Source organism: Chitinophagaceae bacterium (assembly GCA_007695095.1).
GTDB lineage: Bacteria > Bacteroidota > Bacteroidia > Chitinophagales > REEL01 > REEL01.
This window is the reverse complement of record REEL01000088.1, coordinates 66,696-86,496: the sequence shown is the minus strand read 5'-3', so window position 1 is coordinate 86,496 and position 19,801 is coordinate 66,696. Positions and strand designations below refer to the sequence as shown.

Genomic DNA, 19,801 nt, shown 5'->3' with positions numbered 1-19,801 from the left:
TTCAATGGCTCTATGTGTACATTTACTTTTTTTTCGGCTGAAGATGATTCCTTTTTTTTCAATGTTAACAGAGATGAATCACCTTTGAGACCTAAAGCAAAACTGCCAAAAAAATATTTTATTGAAAATAAAAAACTTTTTTATCCAAAAGATCCTCAAGGGGGTGGTTCCTGGATTTGTGTAAATGCAGGGCAGCAGGTAGCCTGCCTTATGAATGGTGCATTTGAAAAGCATAAGCGGGAGTTACCCTATAAAAAAAGCAGGGGATTGGTACTGATAGACTTCATGAGTTCATCAGACAAATTAACTTTTTTCAATGATTACGACTTAGAGGGGATTGAGCCTTTTACTATTGTTTTCTTTGATATCAAGCAGGGTTTATTCGATTTTCGTTGGGATTCCAAAGACTTACACATCAAAAATGAGGATTCTAAAAAACCACATATTATTTCTTCATCAGCCCTTTTTAGTAACTCTCAAAAAAAAGAGAGAGAGCATTGGCTGGAAAAGTTTTTAGGCGAAATTAAAAAACCTGATTTCAACAGCATTAAAAATTTTCATTTAGAAGCAGGAATGGAAAATCCATTGAATGCAGTTTGCTTAAACCGATTTGCAATAGTAGCTTCAGTTAGTTTTTGCTCAATAAACATTACTAAAGAGAATACAATTTTTTATTATAAAGATTTATTGGACGGAGAAGAAAAAAGTATAATCATTTAAATATTAAAAAGTCTATTGAAATGCATGAGTTCAGAAAAAAATCAATGGAAGACCTTCAGCGTCTGGAAAATGAAGATTTTGAAAAATCAACTAAGATGCCATTAATTCTGGTTTTAGATAATATCAGAAGTTTGAATAATACCGGTGCTATATTTAGAACTGCGGATGCATTTCGAATAGAAAAGATTTATTTGTGTGGCATTACTGCCCAACCACCTCACAGAGAGATTCATAAAACTGCACTGGGAGCTACTGAAACCGTTAAATGGGAATACAGAAAGGATATTAATGAGCTTATAAGCGATCTAAAGTCAAACGATTACAAAATATTTGCACTTGAGCAGGCAGATAATAGTCTGATGATGGATAAGCTTAATTGGGATGGGAAAAAAGCTGTTTTGGTAATTGGAAATGAGGTCGAAGGCGTGCAGGATGAAATCATGGATTTGGCTGATGAATGTTTGGAAATACCTCAATATGGAACTAAGCACTCATTAAATGTTTCTGTAGCTGCAGGGATATCAATCTGGGCTTTTTACTCAACCGCTCAAATCGGTCAAAAGATATTTGAAGATTGATTTCACAAAGTAGTAAATTTATGAAGGGATGGATATTTTAAAAGGAATCAAAGTTATAGACATGTCAACGGTATTGGCCGGTCCTTCTGTTGGTAGTTTCTTGGCTGAACTCGGAGCCGAGGTTTTAAAAATTGAAAATAAACGGACAAAAGGTGACAATACCAGAACGTGGAAGTTGGATAATGAAAGTACACCGGAACATTTATCTGCTTATTATTTATCAGTTAACTATGGCAAAAAGTTAATGTATGCTGATTTAACTGATTCAAAAGATCTTCAACAGATAAAAAAGCTGGTGAAAGGAACGGATATATTCCTTACAAACCTTAGTGAGGCTAAATTGCAGACGTATAATCTGGATTATTCAAATCTTGAAAAAATAAATAAATCTTTAATTTACGGCTGGATTACCGGTTTTTTTGACCAATCAGAAAGACTTGCTTACGATTTGATTCTACAAGCTGAGAGTGGATTTATGAGTATCAATGGCAGTGATACTAGCGGACCATTAAAGATGCCGGTTGCTTTGATAGATGTTTTAGCTGCCCATCAGTTAAAAGAGGGAATTTTAACAGCCTTACTTAGGAGAGAAAGAAACAATGAGGGGAGTCACATAAAAGTTTCTCTTTTTCAAGCAGCCGTTTCTGCCTTGACAAATCAAGCTTCAAATTGGTTAATAGCAAATAAATTGCCGGGACTTTCCGGCAGTTTGCATCCTAACATTGCACCTTATGGAGAGCAATGTAAAACAAAAGATGATAAGAGTATTGTTTTAGCTATTGGAAGTAATCGTCAATTTGAAGGTTTGTGTAAATTTTTGGAGTTGGAAAAGCTGCCTTTGGATCAGCGATTTCAAACTAATGAAATGAGGGTAAATAACAGACTTATTCTTCTTGAGTTTCTACAGGATGCGTTTAAAAAAGTAAATAGCACGGCTACCTTAGAATATTGTCACAAAAATGGAATTCCGGTTGCTGAAATTAAAAATATAAAAGAAGTTTTTGAAAATACAGAAGCCATGGAACTGATTATAGAGCAAGAAACTGAAGGGTATAAATCAAAATATGTAAAACAACAGGCTTTTAAATTCCCCTAAATTTATAAACCCAGAAACTCATTGATATTACTGTATAAAAAGGTGAGAAAAAGAACCATCATTACCGTTCCGAGGGCTATAGATATATAAGGTAATTTACCGGTTTTTTTCTGTGAAGCATACATAAATATTAAGACAATAAGAGGTAAAGTAGTACCCACAATTAAAAAAGACAAATCATTGAAATATTCTTTTAATACAATAGTTGGGTGAATTAAAACACTAATCCCAAGGATTAAACCAATGTTAATGATATTAGAGCCAATGATAGACCCCACGGCCATATTTCCCTTGTTATTTTTAAATGCAGCATAAGCAGTACTTAACTCAGGTAAAGAAGTGCCGCCGGCTAACAAAATTACGGCAGTAGTATGTTGAGATATTCCAATAAGACCACTTAAATCTTTGAGTCCGTCGACAGCTAATTTGCTTCCTAATAGCAGAGCAGCTAATCCTCCAATGAGACTAAGAATATTCCATGTATTTGATTTTGCTGAAAACTTTTCATTTTCAACAGGGAGATCTTTTTTGGAAGTACGGATAATGTAAATATAAAACCCGATGAACAAGAAAATTAAAACCAGTCCATCAGCTCTGGATAAAAAACCGGATTGATTGGAGGTCAAAGCGAATCCGTAAATTAGAATCATCAACAATACAGATAAAATCAATGAGAAAGTCCAGTCAATGAAAAGCGTTCGCGGGCTGATATAAACCCGGAACATCAAAGAACAAATCCCAAGCACAGCCAAAAGGTTAAAAAGATTACTTCCAATAATATTTCCAACTATGAAGTCATCATGACCTATTGCAGAGCTATAAATATTTGAACCGAACTCAGGAAGTGAAGTTCCCAAAGCAATTATAGTAAAGCCAATGATAAACTCCGGAATTTGCAGTTTTTTTGCAATCGCAGATGCGCTTTCTACAAAGAAGTCAGCTCCTTTTATCAATAAAACCAGACCTAGTAAAGCAAGTATGAGCTGATAAAAATATACTAAAGTCATATTATTTTATTGGGGGTACAGTAACATTGGGCGAATTATTATTTCCCTGATTTTTAAATACCAAAGTTCTGTAAGGAAAAGGAATTTCAATTCCTTCATTATCAAATCGTTTTTTAATGCTGATATTTAGTTCACTACCTAACTTAAAAGCAGTGGGGGGGTCTGCTGCCCAAACAAAAGCCCTCAAATTAACAGAAGAATCTCCAAAATTTATCAATCTGACAGTAACTTTTGGGTCACCGGCTGCTTTTTGTTCTTCAGTTCGGTTATCTATTGAAAGCGGGTGATTTTCACACTCTTCCTTCATAATTGAAATCGCTTTTTCAACATCACTGTCAAAGCTGATTCCAAAATCTACAAAGCGACAAATTTTATCATCACCTATATTTAGGTTAACTATTATTTGGCTGCTGATTAATGAATTAGGTACAATAATTCTTTTGTTTTCAAAATTTCTGATAACAGTATGGCGAAGAGTTATGTCTTCTACCACACCTCTTTGTTCAGTACTTACTTCTATTCTGTCACCAACCCTGAAGGGTTTGAATATTACAATAAAAATTCCACTCACAATATTTGAAAAAGCTTGTTGAGAAGCTAAACCTATAATTACTACCAAAATACCTGCTCCTGCAAATAGTGAAACAGAAAGAGCTTTGAGATAAGGAATATTGTAAATAACAAAAATGCCTAAAAACAGAAATAACAGAAAGCTGAGTGAATGATTTAAAAATACTAAACTTGTTCTGTTTTCCGGACGTAAGTTGATATTTCTCTTTATATAACTATTGATTAATTTTTTTAAAACTAAAGCAACTATAATGGCAGTAAATATCATAGTAAGTTGTAGAGAATACTCATTTAAGCTGCTTACTAAAGAATTTAAACTCATTTTAAAAAATTATTGATATATTTTAATTTAACGAAGTTAGAAAAACTTTGCCTTGAAATAGTGAAAAGTTCAAATATCGTTTTCTGAAATCTTTTTTTGCAGGTGTTTCATCAGAAATTCGGATTGATGAAATTTTTGTTTATTCCTCATACTTTCATAAGCTTTAGACATGTATTCAAAAAGCAGATATACAATCTGAATATTTGAGCAAGGGAGAATAAATTCATTTTTGGCAGGTAAATCGTATTTATTCAAAAATTCTTTTATTTCATCAATAGTGAAGATTGCACCGGATTTATGTGGATTTACATAAAATAAAATATTTCCGGGATTATTTAGAACACTAAAGTAGGATGGATTTTCTTTATTACAATATGCCAGTATAAATCTCCCTGGCAGGTTTACTCCTTTTAGAGGAATATGAAGTCTTTCGGCTAAAAGAAGATAAATAATGCCTATGGTTAGAGCAACCCCTTTTTTGTTCTCTAAAACTCTGTTAGGCATAATATGATTCATATTTTCATTTACAGGAATACCCTGAAAGCCATAAATTTCGTAGAAAACTTTATTAAAAACATTTATTTGCTCAAAAGATGTAAGATAGGGAGCAAGTTCCAACCAGATTGATTGTTCGATTTTCTGAATACTTCTAAGAAAATCATTTTGGTCATATTCCGGATATTGAAAGCGATTTACCAGGCAAATACCGGTTAAAAGATTTTGGCCATTATCATCAAGCCATTCATCAAATTCAATACAAAGCTCATGAAGTTGAATTTCACTGATAATATTTTCAATCCTTTCCTGAATTAAAGGATTAGGGTTTGTTTCCCAGATTGACTCAAGCTTAGGAATAACATAAGTACCCAAATTTCTGATTTCATCTGAAATCTGAAAATATACTTCTTCATCCGGGTCATCGAGAAGCTTAATGAGTGTTTCAAGTTTTACTTCAGCCATATTCCTTTCATATTATTTTTTTTTGGCTCGTCCTCTTCCTCCCTTTTTTTCAGGAGTGTTTTTTATGATTTCCAGACAATCTTCCGCTGTGAGTGTCTTTGGGTCTGTGTCTTTTGGAATTTTAAAATTTTTTCTCCCTTGTTTTATATAAGGCCCATATGGTCCGTTTAACACCTGTATATCTTGCTCCTCAAATGTTGCTATATATTTATTTTTGTCTTTTTCTTTTTTCTCCTCAATCAATTTTACAGCTTCCTCAAAAGTGATAGTGTGAGGATTTTGATCTTTCTTTAAGGACGCAAAAAGACTGTTATGTCTTATGTAAGGTCCAAACCTTCCAATGGCAGCCGTAACTTCTTTGTCTTCGTATTCACCTAAGACCCGTGGTAAGTCAAAAAGTTTTAAGGCTTCTTCAAGCGTAATTGTATCAATGGTAAAGTTTGCAGGCATTTTAGAAAAAAGTGGCTTTTCTTCATCTTCAACCTGACCTATTTGTACCATTGGTCCGTATTTCCCCATTCTTGCAAAAACAGGTCTTTTTGTTTTTGGGTCTACTCCCAGTTCTCTTTCTCCGGTGGCTCTTTCTGCATTTTCTATAGTTTCTTTTACATTCTCATGGAATGGTTTGTAGAAAACATCAATCATTTTAACCCACTTTTTCTGACCACTGGCAATTTCATCAAACTCTTCCTCAATCTTTGCCGTAAATCCGTAATCCATCACTTTGTCAAAATACTGGACTAAAAAATCATTCACAACTTTTCCGATATCGGTAGGGTATAACTTATTTTTTTCGTGCCCATAGGTTTCGTTATTTACCTTTTTATCGATTTTATCACCGGCTAATCTTAAGACTGTAAAAGTTCTGTTTTTTCCTTCCAATTCCTTCTTTTCAACATAATTCCTCTTCTGTATTGTACTGATAGTCGGAGCATAAGTGGAAGGTCTTCCAATGCCTAACTCTTCGAGTTTTTTTACTAAGCTGGCTTCATTGTATCGCGGCGGTTGGCGGGTAAATCTTTCCGTAGCTGTAAATTCAATTAAATCTAACTTTTGACCTGTTTCTAAAGGAGGCAGGATTCCTGAGCTTTCTTCCTCGCTGTCCTCGTCTCTTGATTCCAAATACACTTTTAAGAAACCATCAAACTTCAAAACCTCACCTTTGGCAGTAAGCATATCTTTAGTGGTGCTGATTTCTATTTTTGCCGTAGTTCTTTCTAATTCAGCGTCGCTCATCTGAGATGCGATGGTTCTTTTCCATATTAATTCATATAAACGTTCCTCATCATTGCTGTTGCCGGCTGAAGATTCACTGATATAAGAAGGTCTGATAGCTTCGTGAGCTTCTTGTGCCCCGGAAGATTTAGTTTTGAACCTTCTGTTTTTAACATATTTATCTCCAAAGTCTTTAGAGATAACACTGGCGGCTTCTTCCATTGCTGAATCAGATAAATTTACTGAGTCAGTTCTCATGTAAGTGATTTTACCGGATTCGTATAGTTTTTGAGCCACACTCATAGTTCTGGATACAGAAAAGTTAAGCTTTCGGGCAGCTTCCTGTTGTAAGGTGGAAGTCGTAAAAGGAGGCGCCGGTGTCTTTTTTGCCGGCTTGGTCTCCAGAGTTTTTATTTCATAAGTAGCCGGCTTGCATTTTTCAAGATATTCCTGAGCTTCTTTTTCTTCTTTGAATGTGAAAGAAGCATCTGCTTTCATTACTGCTTCTAAACCGGATTTATCTTTTACATTAAAATTTGCAGATAGCTTAAAATTGTTTTTAGGAGTGAAATCCATTATCTCCCGTTCTCTTTCTACTATTAATCTCACAGCAACAGATTGTACCCTGCCGGCAGATAATCCACCCTTCATGCTTATTTTTCTCCATAAAACAGGGGATAATTCAAAGCCTACCAAGCGATCTAAAATTCTTCTTGCTTGCTGAGCATCCACCAGATGCATATTGATTGTACGTGGATTTTCTATAGCTTTTCGAATGGCTTTATCAGTTATCTCATGGAAAACTATCCTTTTTGTTTCTTTGGGCTCTAATCCCAATATTTCACATAAGTGCCAGGAAATAGCTTCCCCCTCGCGGTCCTCATCCGTTGCGAGCCAAACAGTTTCTGCTGATTTTGCTTCTTTTTTAAGGCTGTCAACCAATTTTTTCTTATCAGAAGGGATTTCGTAAATAGGAGCATAGTTCTCTTCTGTATTTACTGAAATTTTATCTTTTTTTAAATCCCTGATATGCCCATAGCTTGAAACTACTTTGAAATCTTTTCCCAGGAATTTTTCTATAGTTTTAGCTTTAGCAGGGGACTCTACAATCAGCAGGTTTTTGGCCATAATTATGTTTGTTCTGTTATCGAAATTCTGTGCAAAGTAAACGCCAAATATTCATAATTTCAAAATTTACACCCATTTAACGAACTTATTTTAACTTATATTCGGTAGAAAAAGTTTAAAAATGAAGATTTATTTAATTTTTTTTCTTGCTTTTACTCTTTGCTGACAAGCATTCTGTATAATCTACGTAAGATAAATTACTTTTTTATAGATTGTGAAATATAATTTAACTCCCGGAGAACAGATTTTTTGATTTTTTGCTTAAAATATTCTTTCAGTATTTTAAAAATGGTTTTTTATTACAAGTTTGTGTACCGTTTTTTTGTTTTCATTCATAATATAAAGCAAATGAATTCCATTTCCGGCAAGAGGCATTTCTATTTGATGGTTTTTTATCAACCCCTGAGATAAACGCCTGCCTTGTATAGTAAACAGTTGATAGTAATATTGATTTGAATTGCTAAGCCCGTTTATTTTAATTGAGCTGCAATTCAGGCAAGGGTTCGGGTAAATTAGGATATCCGTTTCATTTTGTAAAGGGGGAGAGATGTTATAATGTAAGTTACAATTGTCTTCGTACTCTAAAGCACCCACATTTGTGAATTCAGTCCTTTCATTACCTAAATAATCTTTTGTTAAAAAATCAAATGCTCTTGGCGCTTCATAAACAAAAACTAAATTCTCATCGCAGGGAGTAATTTTGTTTAAAGTATCTTTTAACAATGGTAATTCAGCCGGTAATTCACTTCTTACTATGCTGTTTGTGCCAAGATATTGATGATTTCTTACCCATAAGTTATACCCAAACTGAATATCAAGCGGTCCCGGATGAAAATTATGAAGCACTTTTCTGACAGGAGTGATATTTTTATATACCGCCGTGTCATAAGATATAATGTTATGAGAAATATGGATATTATCTAAGGTGCCGTAAAAATTGTTGAATAATGCGTTATAGCTGGGGTAAAAAACATGTACCATGCCCGAATTGGAAGCCTCTGTACTACCAAGGCTGCCTATTATGGTATTGTTAAAGATGAATACATTTCTAACACAATTTACACCAACGTGGTCGGTTTCACCCTGCCAAAAAGAAATGCTTCTGCCATTATTTTGAAAAATATTGTTGTAGACAAACATGCTATCAACATTTCGGATAAATTCATCCGGTAAGATGCATTTAGTCATACAGTTCTCAAAAACCGGTGCGCTGCCACTATTACACGAACCTTCATTAGCAATTAATATACCGGTGCCGGATAACACCTTAGTTGTATCGGCAGGACAATTTCTCCAATACACCTCACCAATACCGGGAGTGTTATATATGTGGTTGTTTCTAACAATTAGTTTTGCTGAGTTGTCATTGTAAAAATTCAAGCCGTTATCACGGAGAGTGTTGTTGTATGCCTTTCCTCTAAGGCTATTTTGAAAATTTAATCCTTCGCCTCTGGTATAAGCTATTTCAGAGTCATGAATTATACAATCCCGGCTGTTTAAAAACTTAATACCGCTTGGCCATTGACAAGGAGTAGTTAAACTGTCTTTGAATGGTCTGCTGGAATAATAAGAACCTGAATGTCTAACTAAAACAGTATCGATACCACTCAGTAACATAGAGAAATTTCCTACACTATCAACCTGTACATTCTCAATAAGTACATTGTTTTGTCGACTTGTTAATCCTGAAGGCCTGTTTAAAAGTAAGCCTATCCCGTGAGAATATCTGAGTTTGATATTTTTAATAAAGATATGGTTTCCCAAAAGTCTCAATAAATGTCCGTTTGCAAAAGAATCTACAGTTCCTCCAATAATAACTTCACCTATTCCTTCAATACTTACATTTTTAAAAGTATTTCCACTTTGAAAATTACTAATGCTTTGCAGAAAACCGGTATGCGTTTCATAGAAACCCTCCTTAAGCATAATTAGCCCGTAAGCATTTCCATTGTTAACTCCGGCTACTCCAAAAGGAAGTTTTTGAAGAGCAGTATTAAAACTTTTAACCGGTTCACTAAAGGTTCCCGGATTGCTGTCATCGCCTATAGGAGACATATATACAGTATCAGTTATAGTGTAAGAACCGGTATTAATTATTGGTTCGGGTATATCAAACTGCGCCTGTACATTAATACTTAGCAAACTGCAAACAGTAATCACAATACATAAAAAACAGTTTTTATCAAAATTCATGAAGCTTGCATTTTTATTTTATTAAAAATAGAAAAATATTTGTTTTGTTATATATTATTTGTGGAAATTTTTCCTTCTGAAATTTCCTATTTTACTTCTTTAAAAATTTGATAATCAATCAATTGATGTCTTATTGCGTTAATTTCAATACACCATATTTCATCAAAAGTGTAAAGTTAACTCTTTTTTTAATGCAACCGTAATATAAACAAAACGTATTAGGTATAAATGCTTCAGTAAATCAAATAAGATGAGTTTTATAAGAAAAAATATTTATGCTTTAGTTATCTTTATAGTGATAGCAATCTTGATTTATTTCGTTTATACTCTATACTGCGAAATTGTACCGGTAATTTATTGAAAAATTGAAATTTAATAACTGAATATTTTCAAAAACATTATGTTCGTATAAGTGTTGCTTTTATAAGTTTATATGACATACATGATAAATACCTTTCGCATCAGGCGATTTAAATTATTTTTACTATTATTTGCCTATAGCCTATTTGTTCCTTTTTTTGCGAATGCGGTAAATGAAAAAAGTAAAGTTGAAGTATCAGATACTATCTTTACAGAGTCAGATACCGTAGTTTTGGATGAGGTGCAAATTACTGCTTATGAATCTTCAAGGCCGGATTTTAGTCAGGCGGCACCGGTTGTAAGACTTAGTAAAGAAAACTTAGAGGCTAACAATTCTACCTCAGTAATACATTCATTTAATACACTTTCAGGAGTTCGTTTTGAGCAAAGGGCTCAGGCAAGTTACAGAATTTCAATTAGAGGCAGTTCGTTACGCTCTCCATTTGGAGTAAGGAATATTAAAATCTATTGGAATGGCTTACCTCTTACTTTACCGGACGGGACAACACCTTTTAATGCTTTAGACTTTCAAAATATTGATGATGTTCAGGTGATAAAAGGACCGGCAGGCAGTATGTATGGAGCCGGTACTGGTGGGGTTATTTTATTGAATACTGAAAAGAAAAAACAGGATCAACTTTCTTTGAGTTTTGGAGGCGGGAGCTTTGATACTTATCGTTTTGGAGTAGAGTGGTTTCATAAGATGCAAAACTCTTCGATTCAGGCTAATCTTTATCATCACAATACTCAGGGTCACAGAGACCACAATACACTTCAAAGAACAGTTGCCAATATTAACAAAAACCTAATCGTAAGCGACAGGCAATCTGTTAATTTTCATCTTTTATACTCAGATTTACAGTACGAAATTCCGGGAGGATTAAATGAAAGTGAATTTTCTGAAGACCCTTTTCAGGCAAGACAGGGGAGTGCGGAACAAAATTCTTCTATCCATCAGCGTTTGTTAATGGGAGGAGTTAATCATTTTTATTCCTTTGCTCCAAATTTCAGCAATACCACAACTTTATATGTAAATACCATAGATTTTGATCACCCTTTCATTCTGGATTATAAAAAAGAACTTTCCTTTAATGCCGGTCTGAGAACATCTTTTACATTGGAAAATTCAGTTTTTAATCTTCCGTATCGATTTATTTTTGGAGGGGAGTATTTATACGGAAAAAAGTTTGCGGATAACTATGGAAATATAGATGGAAATATAGACTCTATCCGCTTTAGTGATAATTTAAATGTTACTGAGGCATTTCTTTTTCAACAACTGGAATTAGACTTAACAGAGAGACTTTCCTTAAATATAGGTTTGAGTGAAAACTTTCTGAGGTACAGAATGCAAAGAAACGTTGATGCGCAGTTAAATACAACCTATGATTACAACAGAAACTACGATGCTATCATAGTGCCCAGAGCTGCTATTGGTTTTCAGCCGGCACCATCATTGTTTACTTATTTTTCTTTTAGTTCCGGCTATTCCCCGCCCACATTTGACGAATTGAGAACAAATGAAGGGAGTTTGAATGAAGTTTTACTACCTGAAAGGGGTTTAAATTATGAATTAGGGGTACGTTCGGCTCTGTTTCAGGATTTTCTTAACATAGACGGCTCACTTTTTTATTTCAATCTGGATGAAACTATAAGTACTTTTACGAATGAAGATGGGGTGGTATTATTTAGAAATGCCGGTTCAACTGATCAATATGGTGTAGAATTGGCAGTCAGTTATAAACTGCCGGTAAGAGGGTTTTTAGATTATTTTGAATTAGGTCATACTTACAACGGTCATTTTTTTACCTATAATGAATATCGGGTAAACGGGAATGACTATTCCGGAAATTCACTTACCGGTGTTTCCCCGCATAGTGTATCGAATTATCTCAGAATTCATTTTGCCAATGACTTATCTTTACATTTGGCTCATTTTTATACTGATGAAGTGCCGTTAAATGATGCTAATACAGATTTTCAGCAGTCGTATCATTTATTTAATGCAAAAGTGATTTGGAATCTGAAAATGAGTAACAACTTCGGATTTAGCTTGCATGCCGGCGTTGAAAATATAGCCGACAGAGTCTATAGTTTGGGAAATGATTTAAATGCTTTTGGTGGCAGATATTTTCAGCCGGCCCCCGGGAGATATTTTACTGCCGGTTTTCGCTTTGATTTAAACTATAATAAATCTAAAAGTGATCAATAAGTTTTTTTCTGCTATCCGGTTTAAGAATTAAATCAGCAAAACGCTTTCCGGTTTCTTCAGCAGAAACCAATTCCCCCTTCTCCTTATAAGAGATAAAATCATTGACCATTGAAAAACCTTTTGGATCTGCTTTTCTGATTTCTCCCTGCATATCCGTATCAATTTTACCCGGCGCAATTGAAAACAGCTTAACATCTTTTCGATTGTCTAATTCTAATTCTTTATCAATTACCCTGCAAAACATTTCAAGTCCGGCCTTTGTGGAGCAGTAAAGACTCCAGCCGTCTATTGGATAGTTTGTAACTCCGGTTGAAACATTTACAATAAGTTTTTGGGCGGGATGATCTTTGTAAAATTTCAGAAAATCGTTTGTTAAAAGCAGAGCAGATGTAAAATTCAGCATAACTGTTTTCTGAATAGAATCGCTGCTTAAACTTCCAACCCTGTTCATATCTCCCAGCATGCCGGCATTATTTACTAAAACGATTTTAGAAGCATCATTATGTTTTTCAAAAATACCTGTATTAAATTTATCCGGATGGGACAAATCCATAAGAGTTGTTTTTAATCTTTCATGCTTCCACTTTTCTGTTCTTGAAATTCCGTGAATAAAAATGTTTTCATCTTGCTGAAAAAGAGATTCACAAATATTTTTTCCTATTCCTTTGGAGTGTCCGGTTAAATAAACGAATGTTTTTTTACTCATTTTTTGCATTTTTATTTTCAATTAAAGAATTTTCACTTTTTGCGACCAACATGGCGATTGTTGCGTCTCCCGTTACGTTTACACTGGTTCTGCACATATCTATAATTCGGTCGACAGCTAAAATGAGTGCAATTCCATCTGCCTCCAGGCCAATAGATTGCAAAACAATTACGAGCATAACTATGCCGGCACCGGGTACAGCAGCAGCACCTATAGAGGCTAAAGTAGCAGTTAAAACTATGGTTAATTGTTGTGTTAAATTCAGGTCCATGCCAAAGGCCTGGGCAATAAAAACGGCAGCCACAGCCTGATAAAGGCTGGTTCCGTCCATATTTATAGTTGCTCCTAAAGGCAGTACAAAGCTTGAAATTTCTTTAGATACTCCTAATTCAGTTTCGCATCTTTTCATAGTAACCGGAAGAGCAGCAGCGCTACTACTTGTAGAAAAGGCAAGCATTTGGGCAGGTCCGATGCCTTTAAGAAAATCAAGGTAATTAGTTTTGGTAAAAAACAGTAATACCAAGGGATAAACCAAAAACATCATAAAAGAAAGACCCAGTATGGCTGTAAAGGTATAAAATCCTAAAACTTGTAAAAGCTCTATAGCTTCCTCAGGCTTGTCTCCTGCAAAATCTGTAATTAATGAAGCCATTAGTGCAAAAACACCATAGGGTGCTGCTTTCATTATAAGATCAACCATTTTGAGAATTACCTCATTAAATCCGTCAATGAACTCTTTGACCGGCCGGACTTTTTCGTGGGGCAGCAGGACCAAACAAATCCCAAATAAAAAGGCAAAAAAGATTACCTGCAGCATTTTAGTATTGTCCTGAAATGAGTGAAAAATATTACTGGGGACTATATCAACTAAAAACTGCAAAGGACCATCATCTCTGACTTCCTCAGCTCTTATGGCTCTTTCTTCGGCACTTACACCATAAAGCTCATTGAATTCTGCTCTCCTTTCTTCAGAAAAAGCTTCACCGGGCTTTAAAACATTGACAGTTAAAAGACCAATGGTTATTGCAATTACGGTAGATATCAGATAAAGACTGACCGATTTGGTGCCAATTCTGGATAATTTAGCTATATCTGTTAAGCTGGAAATGCCTTTTATCAATGAAGCTAAAATCAAGGGGACGGCAATCAAAGTCAGAACATTTACAAAAATTGTCCCGAACGGGCTGATGTAGTCTTTGGTAAATTGTTGAAGATTTAAATAAGCCGCAGCTATTCCAAAAAAAGCACCGGCCAGTAATGCCACTAAAATTTGTATATGTAATGGTATTTTTTTTAGCATTATAATTAGAATCAATAATCAAAAATCAAGTGCAAAGCGAACTTAAAGTTTTTTTTACAAAAGATTAAGGAATGAAATAAAAACCATGAAATTATTTTTTCAAAGGATAGTCTTAGTGTAAGCTTCTTTATAAATAAAAATTTCTTTAAGATTTAAATAGTGAAAGTTAGCTGAAAAAAAAAATTATTCTAAATTTATAGCCAACTAAAACAAAAATTATGAAACTTAACTTAACCATCCTATTATCTTTTTTTACGGTTTACTCCTTATTTGCCGAGCAAATTGAGCTTAGCGGAAAGGTTACAAATACTTTTAATGAGCCACTGGCAGGGGTAAACATAGTCATTAAGGGAACCACCACAGGTACAACTTCTGATTTTGATGGAAATTATACCCTTCGGATTCCTCGTCAGGAAACTACAACTGTAGTTTTTCGATTTATCGGGCATCAGGAGCAGGAAGTGGTCATACTTTCCAGTTCTAATAATGTCACCCGGAACATCATTTTACAGGATTCTGATATAGATTTAAATCCGGTTATTGTGAGTGCGTCCAGAAGACAGGAAAAGATTTTGGATGCTCCGGCGAGTATAACCGTTTTAGGACAGCGTGAAATAGAAAACAACATAGCCTTAAGTCCGATTGACAACCTGAAAACAGTTCCCGGCATAGACATCGTAAATACCGGTTTAGTTTCCAGTGATGTTGCTTCAAGAGGTTTTAATAATATTTTTTCGGGCTCTATTTTAACAATAGTAGATAACAGAATTGCCAGAGTACCTTCTCTAAGGGTTAATGCTTATCAAATGATACCCAATGTAGACGATGATATTGAGCGGATTGAAGTGCTGCGCGGACCGGCTTCGGCTTTGTACGGACCAAATAGTGCATCAGGTGTAATGCATATCATTACACGTTCTCCATTAGATATGGAAGATGACTTTGAAACAAGCATAAGTGTTGGCGGAGGTATTGAGCGAAGTGTTGGAACAGCAACCATCAGACATGCCGCAAAGATTAATGACAGGTTAGGGATTAAAATATCCGGCTCATATATGCAGGGACAAGACTGGCGATTTGAAAATCCTGAAAATGAATTACCATCAGGAGATTCGATATATTTAGGCAGACAATCCCCGGAGGGAAGAGAGCTCACAGGTGAGGCTTTACCGGCAAGATTAGAAAATTTTATTCGAAACTACGGAGGGGAAATTCGATTAGATTATCGTTTTAGCGACCGCTCAGAGTTAATTCTATCGGGAGGATTAAATAGTGCCACAAATCTTGAGCTTACCGGTATTGGAGCTGCTCAGGCAATTGACTGGAGATATGGTTATGGGCAGGCTCGTTTCAGATATGGTCGTTTATTTACTCAGTTTTTTGTAAATACCAGTAACTCGGGAGATACTTATTTAACCAGAACCGGGGATTTAATTGTTGACCGTTCAAAATTATATGTAGCACAAATACAGCATAGCAGCGATTTTGTAGATGAACGCTTACGTTTGATATATGGAGTTGATGCACTTTTTACCAGACCGGATACAGATGGAACTATTAATGGTAGAAATGAAGATAGTGATGGTATAGATGAATTTGGAGCCTATGTACAGGGTGATTTTAAGATAAATCAGCAATTTTCTTTAGTAGGAGCTACCAGACTGGACTATCATAACTTCGTTGATGATTTGTTTTTTTCACCCAGAGCAGGCATTATCTATAAGCCAACTGCACGTCATACGTTCAGAGCTACTTATAACAGAGCTTTTGGGTCACCATCCTCTAATAACTTAAGTTTGGATATTCTTCAGACGCAGGATGTATTTGGTTTAGGCGGGATGTTGGGAAGTGAAAACTTTTTCCCCGGAACGAATGTGAGAGCAATTGGAAACAGAGAAGGATTTACTTTTAGCAGAACTAACGGGGTGCCTCAATACCGCTCACCATTTGCTCCTTTAGTTGGAGCCACAGGTGATCAGTTTTTTGATTTACAAGATGAAAATATGAAAAATGCTCACTGGAATGTTGTTACCGGTATTGTTAGAGCAAACTTTATAGCTCAGGGATTCCCCGAGTCAATTGTTGATGATATTTTAAATAATATTATACCAAATGTACTGCAAGATGTAGAGAAAAAGATGATGTTAGCAACTCAGCAGTCAGACGTTCCTTTCAGAGATGTTAGTCCTGATGATGTAAAAGATTTAAAGTCGATCAATAATAGTATTACTCAAACTTATGAAATTGGCTATAAAGGAATTTTGTTTGACCGCCTGATGTTTAGTGCAGACTTATATTGGTCTGACATCAGTGATTTTGTCAGCCCCTTGGTAGTCGTTACTCCAAATGTATTTTTTGATCCACAAACGATGGCTGCCTATTTGGGGCCGGAAATTCAGGCTGCATTGGAAGACCCGGATAATGAAAACCTGAAAAATCTTTTAGAGAGCTTTGTTGACCCGAATCCGGGGCCTTTTTTAACGGCTGTTTTGACAGATGCTTCAGCGCAAATTCCATTTGGTACAGTTGGGTTTAATGAATTTGCCGATAATGATTTGTATGTTACTTATACCAATATTGGAAGTGTAAATCTTTGGGGTGCTGACGTTGGGTTAACCTTTTTAGTAAATGATGATTTCAGAATATTTGGATCCTATTCTTATGCCAGTAAAGACACTTTTACGGTGGAGGGCGCACAGGGGGGCTACATTTCGTTAAATGCACCTCAGCATAAAGCTTCATTTGGATTTGATTATCAGTTTTCAAATATAGGTTTGAATGTAGGCGGTCTTTGGCGCTGGCAAGATCGTTTTTTAGCTAATTCAGCTGCATATGTAGGTGAAGTACCGGCTTTTAATGTTATTGATGTACAGGCAGGTTACAGAATGCCTTTTTCTGAAAATACCAGATTGAGCATTTACATTCAGAACGTCTTAAACCATGAATATCAAAGTTTTGCAGGAACGCCAAAGTTGGGCAGACTGACTTTGCTCAGACTGTCACATAAATTTTAAGCTATATATTTACAAGAGCTTTGGGAAAATTTCTCAAAGCTCTTTTTTTTAAAAGATTTATGTAATAATTGTGTATTCGGCTCTTTCTGTCATGTTTCCTGACGTCAGCATGACAGTTAGTAGGAGGGCTTTTCTTTTTCATTAAATTATTAAAAGGCTTAAAAAGAAATTTTGAACCCCCTGCCCCAATCAGGAGATTGTCACATTTCAAGCATGCCCGCTCAGCTTCCCTCTTGAAGCCCACAATGACGGTATGGTGTGAGGCTGTTCTCGGCCCATTTTCTGACAAAAACAGTCATTCCAATTCAGAGACAAACCACAAATCCCTCATTAGTAATAGAGAGACAGGGTGAGTCATACTTGGAGCATAATGAGATAGCTTGCATGAAAAATTTGCAATTATTTTCTGAAATATTGTAACGATATTAAATTGGTTGAAAACTAACTTTATTGTTATTAATATATTTTAAAAAAAATAATTATGGGAACACAAAAGCAAAACACAAATCTGCCAGCAGATAACTTTGATAAGAAGACGGACAAACCAAAAACAGAGCCTGATAAAAAGCCGGAAATTGAAGATGTACCATACATTGGAGAACCTAACCCAAAAGTAAAAAAAGAAGATAAAAGTCGACCAATTCGCGGTAATGAAGACTTAAATGAAAATCAAAATGATTCTGTTGATTCTGATAAGGGTAAATCAAAGCAGCCTTTAAAGGATATTAATGACGATAACAAAAAGAATATTAAGAAAACAAATCAGGATATTAATAATGATGATTTATCTAATCTGGATATGGTTTATCTTCCGCTTTAATTAAATTATTTTTTTATAAAATGTAAAACTGTTTTTTACATAATGCAATAAAGTCATGAATACTTATACCAACTCTTTATCCGGAAAAAAAGTAAAGTCGACACAAAAGTTGAGTATAACACCGGAGCAGTTGAATGATATTTTTATAACACAAAAGAAAATATTGATGATATTGCCGGTAACGATAAGATATGTAGAATCAGCAAAGCAAATAGAAACATTAATCAAATTTTAATCTTTAAGGCAACGAACACTTAATCCGTGACCTTTAGTCTCTCCAACTCTTCTATATACAGCATCCTGAAGTGTAGTTCCCTGATGCAGACCACGCCTTACAGCTTGATTTGAGTTACTTGGATTTTCAGTAGAAGTCCAATAGCGGGTTGTATTTTGATCAGCCATATTACATGGGAAAGTCGAACCACAACCTACTGTTAACCTAAATCCTGTCATTAGAGCAGTAAATCCGGTGCTGTTTAATCCATTCGGTGAGTCATCAGAAAGTTTCAAGCCAACCTCACCACTGTGACGCCAGTTGTTTTCTTGTATTTGATGTCCAATGCTCATGCCTAGTGCATCTTCCAGATACATCCATTCACAATCAGTAGGAATATGCCATCCATCCGGGCAAACGCCTTGTGCTTTTTCAGTAGTTTCTCCATTCATTGCTGCACTCCATTGGTACAATCTACCTTCATTTGGGAAGTTTTCCGTAGTTGAATAATCCCAGTATCCATGCCAGCCTACATCTGAACCAAGATCATGGTCACTTGGAGAAGCAAAAGCAGAATCAGTAGGAAAAATATTTGAATTAAATCTTGCCCAGCATTGCCCGGCAATTTCAACTAAAGCACGAGTGCCGGTAGTTGCACCAAATCCTACTCCGTGCACATCACTAGTTGCATCAGCCCAGTCATATTCTATCCCAAGTGGAGTTGAGGGATCGTCATTAAGAACAGCACCCGGCACATCTGAACAAGGTGTTGTAGAAACTATAGCACCACCACAAACTACATTTGTGTCATAATCAAAACTTATTGTCACAAAGTCTGTCGTACTACCACATGCGTTTGAAATTTCCCATTGTAAAGAATATGAAGTCCCGGGTTCACCATAAAAAACTGTATTGGGATCATTAACATCATCAAATGAAAAAGGATTACCAAAAGACCAAGGGACTGACCATGTTCCGGTAAATCCGCTTCCGGGATTATTTCCATCTAAAGTAAAGGAAGTTCCGGGTACATATTGCTGATTAGGACCTGCATCTGCATCAGGTGGGAGAGGGGTACAATCACCACAGATTTCATACCAGCCTGAAGAGCTATAAATGTTTGTACAATTAGTAGTTGTGTTGAAAATCACTAAGCCTCTGGCAGGTGCGCTAATCATATTCCTTTGAGCTTCAGTCATTCTGGGAGGTAAAAAACCCCTGTTGTCAGATTTAATATCAAGTATTGCCGATTCATGAGGAATAGCTCCATCCTCATTGATGGAAACGCCTTCCTGCTGAGCAAAAACCTGATTTTGAAAAATCATTAAGGCTATGATTAAAAAGTTATATTTGAATATTTTCATGATGTATGTTTTTGATTGATTG

Annotated in this window: 16 protein-coding genes; 7 read left to right on the top strand and 9 right to left on the bottom strand. The window is 35.4% G+C overall.

Features of this window, described 5'->3' with window-relative positions:
- Nucleotides 1-12: 12 nt before the first annotated feature.
- From EA412_05070 to EA412_05060, 3 genes are read left to right on the top strand one after another with little or no spacing between them, the layout of a single operon-like run.
- A complete protein-coding gene (locus EA412_05070) occupies nucleotides 13-720 on the top strand; it encodes a hypothetical protein (protein TVR80285.1) in 708 nt (235 codons plus the stop codon).
- Between the two features lie 20 nt (nucleotides 721-740).
- Entirely contained in the window at nucleotides 741-1,298 is a 558-nt protein-coding gene (locus tag EA412_05065) for a TrmH family RNA methyltransferase (GenBank protein ID TVR80284.1), read from the top strand.
- Between the two features lie 28 nt (nucleotides 1,299-1,326).
- The gene (locus EA412_05060) at nucleotides 1,327-2,394 is read left to right on the top strand and encodes a CoA transferase (GenBank protein TVR80283.1); all 1,068 of its coding nucleotides are present in this window, start codon (nucleotides 1,327-1,329) and stop codon (nucleotides 2,392-2,394) included.
- Between the two features lie 2 nt (nucleotides 2,395-2,396).
- On the opposite strand, the gene EA412_05055 is transcribed toward EA412_05060, so the two are convergent.
- From EA412_05055 to EA412_05035, 5 genes are all read right to left on the bottom strand, one after another.
- Nucleotides 2,397-3,401, bottom strand: a complete 1,005-nt coding sequence (locus EA412_05055) for a hypothetical protein (protein ID TVR80282.1) — start codon at nucleotides 3,399-3,401, stop codon at nucleotides 2,397-2,399.
- A gap of 1 nt (nucleotide 3,402) precedes the next feature.
- A complete protein-coding gene (locus tag EA412_05050) occupies nucleotides 3,403-4,293 on the bottom strand; it encodes a mechanosensitive ion channel family protein (protein ID TVR80281.1) in 891 nt (296 codons plus the stop codon).
- Between the two features lie 69 nt (nucleotides 4,294-4,362).
- Nucleotides 4,363-5,253: a hypothetical protein gene (locus EA412_05045; GenBank protein ID TVR80280.1), complete on the bottom strand. Its 891-nt coding sequence runs from the start codon at nucleotides 5,251-5,253 to the stop codon at nucleotides 4,363-4,365.
- A gap of 12 nt (nucleotides 5,254-5,265) precedes the next feature.
- Nucleotides 5,266-7,596, bottom strand: a complete 2,331-nt coding sequence (gene topA, locus EA412_05040; GenBank protein TVR80279.1) for a type I DNA topoisomerase — start codon at nucleotides 7,594-7,596, stop codon at nucleotides 5,266-5,268.
- Between the two features lie 282 nt (nucleotides 7,597-7,878).
- On the bottom strand, nucleotides 7,879-9,789 hold the full coding sequence (locus tag EA412_05035; GenBank protein ID TVR80278.1) for a T9SS C-terminal target domain-containing protein: 1,911 nt from the start codon (nucleotides 9,787-9,789) through the stop codon (nucleotides 7,879-7,881).
- 433 nt (nucleotides 9,790-10,222) lie between these two features.
- On the opposite strand from EA412_05035, the gene EA412_05030 reads away from it, so the two are divergent.
- Nucleotides 10,223-12,361: a TonB-dependent receptor gene (locus EA412_05030; protein ID TVR80277.1), complete on the top strand. Its 2,139-nt coding sequence runs from the start codon at nucleotides 10,223-10,225 to the stop codon at nucleotides 12,359-12,361.
- On the opposite strand, the gene EA412_05025 is transcribed toward EA412_05030, so the two are convergent.
- On the bottom strand, nucleotides 12,345-13,076 hold the full coding sequence (locus EA412_05025; protein TVR80276.1) for an SDR family NAD(P)-dependent oxidoreductase: 732 nt from the start codon (nucleotides 13,074-13,076) through the stop codon (nucleotides 12,345-12,347). The genes EA412_05030 and EA412_05025 overlap by 17 nt on opposite strands.
- Complete coding sequence (locus EA412_05020) at nucleotides 13,060-14,367, bottom strand: dicarboxylate/amino acid:cation symporter (GenBank protein TVR80275.1); 1,308 nt, start codon at nucleotides 14,365-14,367, stop codon at nucleotides 13,060-13,062. Before EA412_05020 ends, EA412_05025 begins: the two co-directional genes overlap by 17 nt.
- Before the next feature lie 218 nt (nucleotides 14,368-14,585).
- Here EA412_05020 and EA412_05015 point away from each other — a divergent pair, with 218 nt between their 5' ends.
- On the top strand, nucleotides 14,586-17,381 hold the full coding sequence (locus tag EA412_05015; GenBank protein TVR80274.1) for a TonB-dependent receptor: 2,796 nt from the start codon (nucleotides 14,586-14,588) through the stop codon (nucleotides 17,379-17,381).
- A 1-nt stretch (nucleotide 17,382) separates the two neighbouring features.
- Here EA412_05015 and EA412_05010 read toward each other — a convergent pair whose 3' ends face one another.
- Nucleotides 17,383-17,670, bottom strand: a complete 288-nt coding sequence (locus EA412_05010) for a hypothetical protein (protein ID TVR80273.1) — start codon at nucleotides 17,668-17,670, stop codon at nucleotides 17,383-17,385.
- Nucleotides 17,671-17,862: 192 nt separating this feature from the next.
- On the opposite strand from EA412_05010, the gene EA412_05005 reads away from it, so the two are divergent.
- Together EA412_05005 and EA412_05000 are read left to right on the top strand one after the other, a co-directional pair.
- Nucleotides 17,863-18,201 carry a hypothetical protein gene (locus EA412_05005; GenBank protein ID TVR80272.1) on the top strand — a complete coding sequence of 113 codons (339 nt, stop codon included), beginning with the start codon at nucleotides 17,863-17,865 and terminating at the stop codon, nucleotides 18,199-18,201.
- 55 nt (nucleotides 18,202-18,256) lie between these two features.
- Nucleotides 18,257-18,436, top strand: a complete 180-nt coding sequence (locus EA412_05000; GenBank protein TVR80271.1) for a hypothetical protein — start codon at nucleotides 18,257-18,259, stop codon at nucleotides 18,434-18,436.
- On the opposite strand, the gene EA412_04995 is transcribed toward EA412_05000, so the two are convergent.
- Nucleotides 18,433-19,779, bottom strand: coding sequence for a hypothetical protein (locus tag EA412_04995; protein TVR80270.1), 1,347 nt, complete (start codon nucleotides 19,777-19,779; stop codon nucleotides 18,433-18,435). The two genes, EA412_05000 and EA412_04995, sit on opposite strands and share 4 nt — an antisense overlap.
- Nucleotides 19,780-19,801 lie beyond the last annotated feature (22 nt).

Coding starts and splice junctions, on each gene's coding strand:
- EA412_05070 (TVR80285.1), top strand. CDS start 13: ATGTGTACATTTACTTTTTTTTCGGCTGAAGATGATTCCTTTTTTTTC.
- EA412_05065 (TVR80284.1), top strand. CDS start 741: ATGCATGAGTTCAGAAAAAAATCAATGGAAGACCTTCAGCGTCTGGAA.
- EA412_05060 (TVR80283.1), top strand. CDS start 1,327: ATGGATATTTTAAAAGGAATCAAAGTTATAGACATGTCAACGGTATTG.
- EA412_05055 (TVR80282.1), bottom strand. CDS start 3,401: ATGACTTTAGTATATTTTTATCAGCTCATACTTGCTTTACTAGGTCTG.
- EA412_05050 (TVR80281.1), bottom strand. CDS start 4,293: ATGAGTTTAAATTCTTTAGTAAGCAGCTTAAATGAGTATTCTCTACAA.
- EA412_05045 (TVR80280.1), bottom strand. CDS start 5,253: ATGGCTGAAGTAAAACTTGAAACACTCATTAAGCTTCTCGATGACCCG.
- topA (TVR80279.1), bottom strand. CDS start 7,596: ATGGCCAAAAACCTGCTGATTGTAGAGTCCCCTGCTAAAGCTAAAACT.
- EA412_05035 (TVR80278.1), bottom strand. CDS start 9,789: ATGAATTTTGATAAAAACTGTTTTTTATGTATTGTGATTACTGTTTGC.
- EA412_05030 (TVR80277.1), top strand. CDS start 10,223: ATGACATACATGATAAATACCTTTCGCATCAGGCGATTTAAATTATTT.
- EA412_05025 (TVR80276.1), bottom strand. CDS start 13,076: ATGCAAAAAATGAGTAAAAAAACATTCGTTTATTTAACCGGACACTCC.
- EA412_05020 (TVR80275.1), bottom strand. CDS start 14,367: ATGCTAAAAAAAATACCATTACATATACAAATTTTAGTGGCATTACTG.
- EA412_05015 (TVR80274.1), top strand. CDS start 14,586: ATGAAACTTAACTTAACCATCCTATTATCTTTTTTTACGGTTTACTCC.
- EA412_05005 (TVR80272.1), top strand. CDS start 17,863: ATGGGAACACAAAAGCAAAACACAAATCTGCCAGCAGATAACTTTGAT.
- EA412_05000 (TVR80271.1), top strand. CDS start 18,257: ATGAATACTTATACCAACTCTTTATCCGGAAAAAAAGTAAAGTCGACA.
- EA412_04995 (TVR80270.1), bottom strand. CDS start 19,779: ATGAAAATATTCAAATATAACTTTTTAATCATAGCCTTAATGATTTTT.